We start from the raw sequence: 12934 nt of genomic DNA on the forward strand, positions 1-12934 counted from the left end.
CCACTGCCGCAGCGAACCGCGAACCTGGCCAGCGGGGTAACTACGACGTTTTAGGGGTCGACCCGGCCGTACGGGTCGCTGTCGATCCGGTATGCGTCCGCCTGTGCGTCAAACGCTCGGCCCCGTCTCTGCCCCGCGAGGGCCGCGAAACCGCTCATGCCAGACGAGCAGGAGAAACCCGAACGTCCCGATCCCAGTTAGCCACCAACGCACGAACCCATCCTGGCTGGTGCCGACGGGCCCGAACAAACGGCCGGCGGCTCTGACCAGCCCTCGGGTAGCTCGGCCAAACTCGTGATCCCGTGAAGGCGAAGGGTCATGCCGAGCCCGTCGGACTTCTGTAACTGAGAAGCGCTTAACCTTCAGACACGAGAGTCGGAGGTCCTCCACGACCCCGTTGAACTGCACTTCGGCGCAGTTGAGCGCGGTTGACGCCCGTTGAGCGACAGCCCTGTGGCAAATTGCCAGACACGAAACGCTGACCTGCCAGGACGACGTGTTGGCAGGTCAGCGTTTGGGCACGCGCTCCCGCATTAGCCTGCCGCACGTGCCGATGCAAGGGCGAGCGAGGTTCAGTTAGAGAGCATGCCAGCAGACCGTCCCGCCGTGCGGACCTGCAGGAAGAAGACTTTGGCGAGCTCAGCGTGCACGCTGTCCGCCGTTTGAGTTGTCGCTCCCGGGTCAGATCCTCTGCCGGGTGGGACGTAGTCGAATGTCGTCGAGATGCACATGGGCCGGCCGGTCCACCACGAACTCCACCGTCGCGGCCACGTCGTCCGGCACCAGCAGTGGACCACTCTCCTCCGTGACCGCCGCGAACCACTGCATGTCATACCCGGCGGCGTCCTGAAAACCGGATCGGACGAATCCGGGCTCGATCAACGTCACCCGTACCCCGTCCCCGCAGACCTCCTGCCGCAGTGCCTCGACGAGCGAGTGGACGGCAAACTTGGTCGACCCGTAGACCGGGTTGGCCGCCGACACCTGCCGGCCGGCCGTCGATCCGATCACGACGATGTCCCGCGCAGCCGCCGTCTCGCGCTGGCGGAAGTCCGAGCCGAAGGCGCGCAGCTGCTCCAGCATGGATAGGTAGTTCACCTCGATTATTTCTGCCCAGCGCAACGGGTCAGACCCGAGGATAGTCCCGGGCAGGCCGCGCCCAGCGGCGAGAACAGCTACCGCGGCCGGGCCCCACTCCCGCTCGGCTGCCTCGAGCAGCTTCCCGGCGGCCCTCGGCGTAGTCATGTCGGCCGCCACTGGCACGATGGTGCCGGGCCCGCCGGCCGCCTCGGCGACCAGTTGGTCTAGCGCGTCCTTGCGCCGGGCCGCCGCCACCACCCGCAGACCTCGCCGTGCGAAGCGGGCGGCCGTGGCCCTCCCGATCCCGGACGACGCGCCAGTGACGATCGCTATCCGCTCCTCATCCATACCGCGGGCCCCTTCTCTCGACGTCGATGTAGCCCCGTTCGATCAGCCCGCCGAAGTACACCCGCAGCCAACGCCCGGTCGGCGCTGGGAACCGCACCTGCAGCTCATCCAGCAGCCGGCGGGTCCAGGCGTGGTCGTAACGGACGTTGCGAGCCGGCCGAGCCGCCCAGAAGTGCGCGAGCCGCAGTGCCTCGTCGCCGGTAGCCAGATACGGCTCGAACAGCGTCGTAAAGTCCGCGGCGCAGTCCGGCTCGATCGCGCAGCCCAGGTCCCGCAGCGCCGCGAAGATGTCGGAGTAGCTGACCGCGTGCACGATGTCGACATGGAACGTTCCGCTTCTCACGCGTTCGCTGCGGGAGATCTCCAAGACGCCCATGGCCACCATGTCGACCGGGCTTAGGGCGACATGGTGGCCATGAGCCTCCGGCACGCGACCGATCGCGACAGCCGCGCGCAGCAGCTGGACCATCCGGTTGTCACCGGCGTTACGCTGGAATCGCCCAGTGACCGAGTGCCCGGTAACGTTGCCAGTCCGGTAGACGAAACCGGCACCGCCATGCGCGGCGAAGTCGTGTACCAGCCGTTCGGCGTCGAACTTGCTGCGCTCGTACTCGTTGAGGAACTCCTGCCCGACGTCGAGATCGTGCTCGGTGAAGGCCACCGGACGGTCCCGGCCGCCGCGGCCGCAGACCGCGAGAGTCGACAAGTGGTGCAGGTCCTTGGGTTGCCCGGTTCCGGCGAGCCGGATGAGCTCGGCCACCGGCCGCGTATTCTGCCGGGTAAACGTGTCGCGGTCGCCGAAGAGCCGGGTTTCGGCGGCCAGGTGGTAGATAGCCTCGACTTCACGGCTCAGCCGGCGGTACTGCGAGGCGGTCAGGCCTAGGTCAGGCTCCGTCAGGTCGGCCGCGAGCACGGTCACCCGGTCGGCGTACGAATCCAGGCCTGGGCCGAGCGCGTACCAGTCGTAGGCCTGCCGCAGCCGCTCGGCCGCCGGTTGCCCGCCGGCATCTCGGACGAGGCAATAGATCCGCCCGGACGTTCGGGTCAGCAGCAGGTGTAGCAGGTGGGCACCGATGAAGCCGGTGGCACCGGTGAGCAGCACGGCGCCGTACTCCCGGCGGACCCGGGCGGGGGGCGCCAGGTCGAGCTCCCGCGGCACCTGAGCCAGGAGCCCGACGGTCGACTCGCGCTCGATGACCAGGCGGGCCGGCCGTTCGCTGCTGCCGGACACCTCCAGCAGCAGCGCGCGGGTCGTCCCGGCCAGCCGGCGCATCTCGTCGTCCGAGTGCCGCCGCGAGCTGTAGGACTGCTCGACCACTAGATGACCGTCGTGCAGCCGGGAGGTGAGCTTGAGATCATACGTGCGGTCGTTGGCCGGCCCGCGCACCGGACCGATTGGATACCGCGACAGCCGCGGGCGCAGCGGATCGTCGTAGGGCAGCGTGAACGCGCCGAGGTGGTTGAAGCACACGGCGGCCCGACGCGGACGCCGGTGCAGAGCATAGGCCACCCCCAGATTCGGCACGCCGTCCAGCGCCGCCGCGGCCGACTTCACCGCGGCCCGCGGGTCGTCGGCCACCACGTCGACCCGGACCGGGAACGTCGAGGTGAGCCAGCCGACCAGCAGTGAGACATCGATCCGGTCGTCGAACGAGATCCGGCCGTGGCTCTCCACGTCGATGACCATCTCGTGCTGGCCGCCGCAGACGGCCAGCGCGTGGGCGAACGCGCCGAGCAGCGCGACGTGGGCCGTGGTCCCGGACGCGGCGGCTGCTCGGGTCAGCGCGTCGGTCTCGGCCCGGGACATCGCCCACCAGACCGCGGACGCGTCTCGTTCGAGATTATCGTCGCCGGCAGTGACGGCAGCGCGCGACCGTTCGACACCCTTCCAGGCGGTGAGGTCGGCCCACAGGTCGGGCGCATGCTCGTGCAGATGGGCGGCCCACGTGCCCATGTCGACCCCCACCGGCCCGGTCGCCGGCCCCGTGCCGGCGAGCCGCGCCCGATATCCGCGGCAGATATCGTCGACCATGATGCGCCAGGAGACGGCGTCGACGCAGAGGTGGTGGCCGATCAGCAGCAGGTGGGCGGTCCGGTCGCCACGGAACAGATGCGCCTTGAAGACGCTGCCGTCGGCCAGCCGCAGTTCGTCCTGCCGGGCGGCGGCGGTGGCCCGGATATGCGCTGTCGTCGCGTCGTCCTCGTCTGGCAGCGCCGACTCGGTCAGCTCGAACGACGGCGCTACCTCGACCCGTTCGGGCTGTGGTGTGACCCGGAACGCGGTGCGCAGCATGGGATGCCGCTCGACCGTGTCCCGGATCGCGGCGGCCAGCTCCGCCGGACGGACCTCGGGGGCGATGTCGAGCAGGATCGCCTGGTTCCAGCGGTCGGGCTGAGCGAACCGCTGCGCAAAGAACCATTGCTGGGCGGGGGAGAGCACGGTCCCGGAGACCGCTGGGCCGTGCAGAGCGGCGTCGGTCTCACCGTCGGCCGTTATGGCCATCTCGGCCGCAAGTGCGGCCGGGGTCGCGTTCCCGAAGAAGACCGAGGCGCTGACTCGGTACCCGAGATTCTGCAGGTCGCCGATCACCTGGATGGCGTCGAGGGAACTGCCGCCGATCGCGCTGAAGTCGTCGTCATTGCCGAAGGCGTCGTGGCCGAGGTACCGCCGCCAGACCGCGCGGACGTCGGCCAGCACCGGATCGCCGTTGTTGCGCTCGCTTGTCTCCGGCGCGGCCAGGCGCTCCTCGACAAGACGGCGGACCGCGTTGGCGTCGGTCTTGCCGTTGGCAGTGCGAGGGAACTCGGCGAGTATCTCGATGCGATCGGGGATCATATAGGGCGGTAGCAGGACGGCCAGCGCGCCGCGCTGGTCGTCGCGGCCGAAGGCCAGATCGGCCACGGTCACGGCGGCGACCAGCATCGGGCGACGGCGTTCCAGGCGGAAGGCGATCGCGCCAGTCACGCCGGGCAGTTGGCGTAGACCGGCCTCGACGTGGGGCAGCTCAATCCGGTATCCGCCGATCTTGACCTGACGGTCGGCGCGGCCCAGGAACTCGATGATGCCCCGGGCGTCGACGCGGACGCGGTCGCCGGTGCGATAGCTACGGCGGCCGTCCTCCACGCCGAACACCGCCGCCGTTGACTCCAGGTCGACGCGGTAGCCAAGCGCGACCGACGGCCCGGCGACGATCAGCTCACCGACGGCATCGAGCTCCTGCAGCGTTCCGTCGTCGGCCTGCACCATCAGGCGATTGGAGCCGAGCGCGGTGCCGATCGGCACTGACTCAAAGCCGTCCAGCGCGTTTACGTCGGCCGGGCTGCGCATCGCGTACGTGGCCACGCCGACAGTGGCCTCCGTCGGCCCGTAGTGGTTGATCAGCACGCCGGTCACGCCGGAGGCGAGAATTCGGAGGGCGAGGGTTTGCGTGAGGACCTCCCCGCCGAGCAGCAGGTACCGCAGGGCTGGCCGGGCGACACCTGGGCCCCCGACGATGCTGGAGACGGCCGCCCAGTGTGAGGGCGTCGTCTTCAACACGTCGATGCGCTCGGCCTGCAGATAGCCGAGCAGACCGGCCGGGTCCCGGCGGGTGAGATCGTCGACCAGGTGCAGCGTGCCGCCGGTCCAGAGGGCAAGGAAGAGGCCGGTGTTGCCCAGGTCGGCGGCGAGCGTGGTGACATGGGCGTAATGCAGCGGCTCGGTGATGCCAAGGGCGTCCCGCAGTGACTCGGTGTAGTGGCGCAGGTTGGCATGCGAGACCATCACGCCCTTGGGCATTGCCGTCGAGCCCGACGTGTAGAGCACGTAGGCGACGTCGTCGAGTTCCGGCGCCGGTTCCGGCCGTTGCGGCGGCGCAGCATCGACGCCGTCCGCGCCGGGGCCGAGCGTGGGCAGGACGCGCAGGCTGAACTCGGCGGCATGGGCGGCGCTTGTCAGGACGATGGCCGGCGCGGCCGAAGCAAGGCGACCGGCGGACTCTGCCACCACGCCCGACGGTTCGATGACCGTGTACGCCGCGCCCGCCCGCAGCGCGGCGAGCAGCCCGACAATGACTTCGACTCCCCGGTCGAGGTAGATCCCGACTAGCGCGCCGCGGCCGATACCGCGCTCACGCAGGCACCGGGCCAGCCGGGACACCCTCGTGTCCAGGTCTGCGTAGGTCAGCTGGTCCCTGCCGGAAACGACGGCGAGTCGGGTCGGATGGCGCTTGGCGTGTACATGTACCCGTTCCGCTAGCATGCAGATTCCTTGCCAGTCAAGAAGAAACGGGCCGAGGTCAGCTCCAGAAGACGAGCGGCTGTTCCGGCCCCTTTGAAGCGATGAAGGCGGCCGCGCCGACGCGGTACTCGTCCACCCCGGGGGTCACAGCGTGCAGCATCCGCGGGCTGAAGATTATGAGGTCGCCGGCGTCAGGGTGTATCTCCAGCGCGGGCGGTTCCAGCGTGGCGGGGTCGAGTCCCTCGACGTCAAGTATGATCCGGGTCTCCTCCGCCGTCGGTTCGCGCAGCCAGAGCAGCAGGTTGCCGCCCTGGTCGGGCACCTGCAAGTAGATGTTGGCCACTAGCTGGTTAACCACGCCCTCGATCTCTGGCGCGTCGGTCTCCTGGTTGATGGCGTCGCTGTGGGGGTGGAGCTCTGAGGTGTTTGGCCGGAATACGCGGAAGGCGCCGACGAAGCACGGGCGCCCGCGCAGCCGCAACAGGTTCGCGCCGGCCGGCCAGAGCTCCTGCAGCTCGAGGCGCACCCGGTCGACCGGCGACAGGTACGGGTGGAACATCGAGCGCACGTCCTGGATGGCAGGTAGCGCTGCGTCGTGGTATTTGGCGGTGAGCTCCGGGTCCCACTTGGTGTCGATGTGCGGCATGTAGACACGGCCGACGCTACCGGCGAGTTGCTTGTGATAGTGACCGAGGGCCGGGTGGTCGATGGCCTTGTGCGCGACCTTAGCGGCGATGTCGGCAGGGTAGTAGCCGCGGATGTGGACCGCGGCGATCTCGCGGCCAGCCAGCTGCAACAGGGTCTGCATAGTCAGCTCGGGGGCGACGTCGTTCGTCAGGGTTCTGACGACCTGGACGGCTTCGGTCATGGCAGGTCTCCTTAGCGCCGGGTGGACGGGAAAGGCAGCGGGTCGCGGACAGCTGGGCTCGCCGTGGGCGGGACGATCGACGCCTGTTGGTACGCACTGCCGCGGCTGACGTGCCGTGTCCCGGCGGCCCGACGGCCTGCGCCGGGCTTGGTTCTGGTGTGGCGCCGCCTGCACACCTAGTGATCTGCGACGGCGGCGGACGCAATTTGGGCACACCGACACGGCCGTCAAAGGACGCGGGGCCTCGCGCTGCCTATCGGATCACTGACGTCACTGGGCTATGCATTGTGCTCCCCCAAAATCGTCCGTCGAAATAGTTCGCCGTCGACTTGCCGACACACCTCTTCGTGCGCCCATGGCGTGCTAGGCGCGGCGTGCACAAAGACAACCGTAAATCACTCGTTCCGCGGCAGTCAAGGTTAGTCCTAGTTCTTGAAACTAAGCGATATCAGAAGCCTGGCATCGATCCGCAAATGATCAACGCCCTTGTCGATCCGCGGCAAATGTCCCCCAACAGGGAAGGAGCTGAGCTCCGCGGTAATTCGATCTTGAATGTAGGGCGTAAGCCCGCGGATCGCTGGGCGACCGCGGACGCTAGTAGGCGGCTGCCGCAGTCATCGACAATGGATTCACGCCGGAGGTGTACTCGCCGTCCGACGACCGCAGGATTCCGCACGCATTGGCAAAGTGTAGCGTGGTGAACTCTTCGCTTCTCAGCACAATTGAATGTCCCCGCCGCTCAAGGTCCGTCACCACGTGTCTGGGCATTCGGGAATCCAAGATGACATCGTCCACCGAAACATCGAAACGCGGGGTGCTGATCGCGTCCTGTATGCCGTATCCCGCGTCGACGACGAGGCTGAGTATCTGCGCGACTGCCGTCGAGATGCGCTGACCACCGGTTGCGCCGAGGCAAAGAAAGGGGCCACCCGATCGATCGGAAACGATGATCGGCGTCATGTTCGACAGCGGTCGCTTTCCGGGCGCGATCGAATTGGGCTTGCCGGGATGCGGCGAGAAGGCGAACATCGCATTGTTCAGCAGCACGCCGCCGGCGGTCACCACCCTTGACCCGTAGCTGCTCAGGACGGTCTCGGTGAGACTGACTACGTTGCCGTCGGCGTCCGTCGCGCAGATGTGGGTCGTGCCCTCTACCGGCTGCTTGCCCGGATAACCTCCGGCGACGCCTGCTTCGTCAAGATCGGTGAGAGGGCTCGCACGGTCCGGGCTGATACTGTCCGCTATTTCGTCCATGCGCTCGGGCGTGCACAGCTGCGGCCAGGTGCCGTCCATGAAGAGCGTATCGCCCAGGTGCCGGCGCTCGATCGTTCGGCATCGCTTGATCGCCTCGACGATCAGGTGGATGCGCCGCGGGTCGAGGGGGTCCCGGCCGGCGAGGTCAAGCCGTGCGAGCACGCCAAACAGGAACGGTGCGACGCTGACGTTGTCGGCCCCGAGAATCTCGAATCTTCGGTAGGGCGTGCGTCGTGCGGTTCCCTGGCGGGGGCGATAGGCGGCAAGGTCCGCTGCGTCCAAGATGCCCCCATGCCCCATGATGTCGGCAGACATCTGCTGTGCGAGCCCGCCCGCGTAGAAGAAAGACGCGCCCGCCTCTGCGATGCCGCGCATGGTTTCGGCCAGGAGGGGTTGCCGTTGTACGTCCGCTGGGTTTACCGTCGCCGGCCGGTACGGGAACCGCCCGTCGCGGAGCATGCTGTGGGCGGTGGCGGGGAACCGGCACAGTTCGTCGAGGTGGATCCCCTGCATGAGGGCGCCCAGCCAGTCGGTTTCAAAGCCCGATGCGGCCAGTTCGATGGCCGGGGCCATGACATCACTCAGGGCGAGGCTCCCGAACTGTTCGACGGCCGCGACCAGGCCCGCGGCGGATCCGGGCACGCCGACGGCGCGGTATCCGACCTCGTTCTCGCGGTTCGCCACGCCACGCCAGCCCATCGGGTCCTGCAGGGTCTGCGACCTAACGGTGAACATGTCGGGCGTCGAGTTCGACGGTGCCTCGTACCGGTAGTCGATGTAGCGAGGCTGATCGCCGAATCCGCTCATAACGAGGAGCCCGCCGCCGCCAAGGGAATTTGCGAATGGCTGCACGACGCCATTGGCGAACGACGCCGCCGCGGCCGCGTCGACGGCGTTGCCGCCTTGGCGCAATATCTGGCAGCCGGCCGCCGCGGCAAGCGGATGTCGTGCGCACACCATGCCGTGGCGCGAGCGCGCTTCAGTTTTTGTATGCAGCCACGTACTGCCGCCCGGGGCCAGATGCTTTTCGCGGTTCATGGACGAACAACCTCTCCGGGTTGTGGGATCAGCGCACGCGATAGAAATCAATGTACTTCCGCACATCATGTGAAAAAGCGTTCTGCCATAGATCCCGGCACACATGGGCCATCGTTCGACCGGTCTCGACAATGTCGAAGAGCGGATCGAGCCAGGTGAGGATGGCCGGGTTCTCGACGCCGTCCTTGACCCGCGTCGTCAGGCCCTGTCTGCTCAACTGCAGGAGCTCGGCGAGAAAGGGCTTGATCGGCTGGCCCGCGATTGTCGCGCCGGTTCCATACTTCGCGATCTGTAGCCGGGCAGCTGTGTGCTGATCTCTCGTGAATTCACCGACCAGCTCCCACGCCTGACGCCGCGCGCTGGCATCGTAGGTCAGCCCGGTCCAGAAGGCTGGGACGCTGGAGAACGTCTCGAACGACGGCCCGTCCATGGCGCGGATCTCGAGCGTCCGGCGAACCCTGACGTCGGAGATTACCTGCGTGAGGTGTGACCGCCAGTCAGCCACGTCAGGGTATGTGCCGTCGCCGAACCCGGAGGCGAGCAGTGAGCCGAACGGTGCGGTCGGCGCGACCGAGCACCGTCCATCCGCATGCCGCCGGTACATCAGCGGCTGACTCATGCTCCAATCCACAAGCGCGTCGATGCTGAGGCTGTCGGTGAGCGCGGGCGGAATTATCCCTGTCCGGCGCGCGTCAGCTCCCGCCCAGTAATCCATGCGTCGTGACAGGGATTGCGAGACCTGCCCACTCTCTAGTGGTGAGTTCACGAACATCGCCGTGGCGAACGTGGAGACCGCCGACTGCATGCCAAGCTTATCGATCAGGTCATCCTCGTCGGAGTAGTCGAAGGTGACCTGCGTCGAAAGGGTGCGGCTCATGATGTCGGGTCCATGGCTGCCGGCCGCCCCCAGGCTGCGAAAGTATCCACGCATGATCGGGCCGCGTAGGTGGGGCACCCAGGAGACATCGGATCGTCCAGTGAACGGAAAATTGCCCCCCGGAACGAGCGCGAGGTCGAGTTCGTCCGCCACCGCCGCTAGCCGGCGGTACATCTCGTACGTTTGCCCGACCGCGCCGGTGGCGTTCGCACAAGGGCTCGAGGAATACTCGATCGCGCCGCCGTGCTCGAGCGACAGACTCGACCCGTCGGGAAATCCCAGGCCGAGTAGGTTGCCGTTCTCCACGCAGACCGTGCCGCCGAACTGTGCCTGAATCGTCTCCAGGTAGACGCGAATGCCGCGCGACCCTTCGTACGGGATGCTCGCGCCAGTCACCGGATTCAGAATCGCGCTTTCAACCTCGATGCCGACCCGCTCCGCATCTGTGGCCGCCTCGATGAAGCTGGATCTGAGTTCAGATCGCGACAGTGACGACCCCGGTTCCACACATTCCAACAAGACAACTCCTCCTGCAGGCGACGTCAATTCCCGCTCGGGCTACCCCGCCGGAGCTGGTTCACGTGGTTGACGCGGGCGCTAGTGCAATTCGTTGTCCGCCAGTCGGGCAGCCCGGGCCACCGAATTGAGGCTAGGAGGATTCGGGCGGGCTTGCCTGGACCGCAATCTGCGCCTCCGTGGACAGCGGGACCACCTGGTCGGCGGCACTGAGGTCCCACAGCTGGTCGAAGTGCGTCATGAGGCTCGAGCCGGGGGCCGAGTTAGTGCTGAGCTCGATGTACGGGCGATCCTCCAACCGCCCGGGCTGAGCTGACGAAAGCGTCCCAACAAACCCCTGACGGATGACAGAGTCGACCCTCGCAAAGTGCATGTTCGGCGGGAGGTTGTAGCCGCGATAGAGAAAACGGCGCCGCGCCTCCTCCGGCCAGGACGAGGCCGTGAACTGCCGCATCCGGTTCTCGACCTCTTGCAGCTGCCCTCGCAGTTCCGCGGCGCTGGTGGCAACAGGCCATGGCAGGAAGTTCGTGGCGTACTGCAGCAGCGTGTCGGATGCGCTCGCGGAGATGGCCAGGATTCTGATGCGAACACCCCGAAGGGCGGCTGATCGCATCTCCTCCATGAGGTCGACGTTGGCGAACTGCATGCTCCGGATCACCAGGAAATCCACGGCATGCCGCGCCTCCATCACCGCCGCCTTCTGGAACTGCGGAGTCATGTAGCCGCTTTTCAGCAGAGGTATGGCGGACTGGTTTGACTTCGACTCGTTTCCTGCGATGTTCAGTACCCGCATGATCCCCTCGATTTGGCCGCAGATCCGTATCAGATCCTCGGCGAGGTCGCTCGCGTCCACGTCCTGCGTTTTACGCAAAAAAACGCTCGCCGACCGCAGGCGCACCACCAGCGACTCAATTCCGTATATCCGATGAAGTAGACGTCGCTCCTCCTCCTGGGTCTTCTGCACCGAATGGACGCGAACGAGGGTGATGATCGCGATGGCAAACGCGATGATGCCGAGAACATCCGCGATGAAGCTGAGAACATCTTTGACGTCGTCGAGAAAAGGAATAATCATGGGTTACTCAAACGTGCGGATGACGCCGTCAACCACAATGTTCTGCATTGCTCTCTCGGCCTCCACGGTCACCCCGGCAACGTGCGGCGTGACGAGAAAGCGGTCGCCCAGCCGGCTGACGAAATCCTCACCGGCCAGCCCGAAGTCATCCACAGCCAGGGAGAGATCTGGCCGGTCGACCATCGTCTCAGTCAGCTGGCCGAGGTCAAATATGTCCTTGCGAGCGACATTGACCACGCACGCATTCTTAGGCAACTTGTCGAGGAGGCGGCCGTCCACCATGCGCCTAGTTTCGTCCGTCAGGGGCAAATGAATCGAAACCACGTTACAGGTTCCGAAGATCTTGTCCAGTCCCGAGTTTTCGGCACCGTACTCAAGAATCTCGGGGTGGCTCGCGGGGTTGCGGGTCCAGACGAGGACATTGACGCCAAATGGTTGCAGCAGCCGCAGCAGCGCTTGGGCAGTGGCGCCAGCGCCGAGAATGCCTACATTCATCCCGCGGAACTCGTGCGGCGCGTTAACCATGCCTGCACGATCGGCGCCAGAAAGCGACGCGGCATGCCCCTCCCGCAGCCGCTTGACGATACAAAGAATCATGGCTAACGCATGCTCGGCGACAGATTGCGAATTCGCGTTGCCGGACGTCACCAGCTTCACCCCGCGCGATTGCACGGCTGGGACGTCGATGTGATCGGTCCCGGCCGAGACGGACCCGATGGCTCTCAGGTTCGGTAGTTTGTCCAGGACCGATGCGTCGATACGTTCTTTGACGCCGACCACGGCTGCATCGACGCTCGACCCGAGATCCACAAGCTCCGAAACCGCGACGCTTCGTTCCGAGGCGACGACAATTCGATCAAATGCTTGATGCAATTTCTCGGCCGCGGCCTCGTTCTCCAGAACGTTGGGCAGAACGACGAAAACGGTTTTCATGCAATGCTCCCGAGCCACGGTTGCCAATGTGTCGGTATCAGATAGGATCTACTGGAAGACTACGGGCTGTGCCGTCGCTAAGACACCCGGACTCGCCAGCTGCGCGACGATCGTTCAAATGATCATGGCGGTGCCGGGCCACCCGGCAGTGGGTGACGAAGACGAACTCAGACCACATTGCCGGACAACCAGACTGGGGTCAACAACTAGATCTGGCGGGTGTGGAGTTGGTCCATCCACGAGGATCATCCACGTCGGAACAACCATCCCTGAGCTTCTCCCGGTTTTCCGGACACCCGAAGATGCTTTTCCCAAGACCAGTGGCAAACAGCCCGGGATACTGCGTGGTGACACGCCCCCAAGCCGTTGATCTCAGTTGCAGCGTGTAGCGACATCAGGACGCGAACGCGAGGGCCTCACGCATCCGTTCGGCGGCTTGGTCGGCCATCCACCAGTCGACGGCGGCGCTCTCGCCCGTGGGCTGGGGTCCACCGCTGCTCGATTCAGTAAGGCCGACGATGTTGACTGGCGTGCGCAGGCCGACTCGACCATCGTGCGCGCCCACCAGAACGCTCGCCACACGTCGCTGTTGCGGTGGACAGACGATGCCCGCCGGTCCCTCGGGCTCGACCACTGCGTACCGATGACAAGAGTCGACAACCTACGCTCCTCGACCATCGCCCTCCCTAGCTTGTCACTAGCCATCACAAATGATCGCTGACCTGC

Annotated in this window: 8 protein-coding genes; all 8 read right to left on the reverse strand. The window is 66.1% G+C overall.

Features of this window, described 5'->3' with window-relative positions:
* Positions 1–681 precede the first annotated feature (681 nt).
* Entirely contained in the window at positions 682–1428 is a 747-nt protein-coding gene (locus tag BLU81_RS03565; protein WP_092541551.1) for an SDR family oxidoreductase, read from the reverse strand.
* A complete protein-coding gene (locus BLU81_RS03570; RefSeq protein WP_092541553.1) occupies positions 1421–5668 on the reverse strand; it encodes an AMP-binding protein in 4248 nt (1415 codons plus the stop codon). The genes BLU81_RS03565 and BLU81_RS03570 overlap by 8 nt, the downstream gene beginning before the upstream one ends.
* A 37-nt stretch (positions 5669–5705) precedes the next feature.
* The gene (locus tag BLU81_RS03575; RefSeq protein WP_092541555.1) at positions 5706–6515 is read right to left on the reverse strand and encodes a 2OG-Fe(II) oxygenase; all 810 of its coding nucleotides are present in this window, start codon (positions 6513–6515) and stop codon (positions 5706–5708) included.
* Positions 6516–7109: 594 nt separating this feature from the next.
* Positions 7110–8807, reverse strand: a complete 1698-nt coding sequence (locus BLU81_RS03580; RefSeq protein WP_157751176.1) for a gamma-glutamyltransferase family protein — start codon at positions 8805–8807, stop codon at positions 7110–7112.
* A gap of 28 nt (positions 8808–8835) precedes the next feature.
* Positions 8836–10191 carry a glutamate-cysteine ligase family protein gene (locus BLU81_RS03585; protein ID WP_231954736.1) on the reverse strand — a complete coding sequence of 452 codons (1356 nt, stop codon included), beginning with the start codon at positions 10189–10191 and terminating at the stop codon, positions 8836–8838.
* A 142-nt stretch (positions 10192–10333) separates the two neighbouring features.
* On the reverse strand, positions 10334–11275 hold the full coding sequence (locus BLU81_RS03590) for a hypothetical protein (RefSeq protein ID WP_092541561.1): 942 nt from the start codon (positions 11273–11275) through the stop codon (positions 10334–10336).
* A gap of 3 nt (positions 11276–11278) precedes the next feature.
* Positions 11279–12208 (reverse strand): NAD(P)-dependent oxidoreductase, encoded by a 930-nt coding sequence (locus tag BLU81_RS03595; protein WP_092541562.1) that lies wholly within the window; start codon positions 12206–12208, stop codon positions 11279–11281.
* Positions 12209–12602: 394 nt separating this feature from the next.
* On the reverse strand, positions 12603–12842 hold the full coding sequence (locus BLU81_RS03600; RefSeq protein ID WP_157751180.1) for a hypothetical protein: 240 nt from the start codon (positions 12840–12842) through the stop codon (positions 12603–12605).
* Positions 12843–12934: the final 92 nt, after the last annotated feature.

Origin of the sequence: Actinoplanes derwentensis, assembly GCF_900104725.1 — a bacterium.
Taxonomy (GTDB): domain Bacteria; phylum Actinomycetota; class Actinomycetes; order Mycobacteriales; family Micromonosporaceae; genus Actinoplanes; species Actinoplanes derwentensis.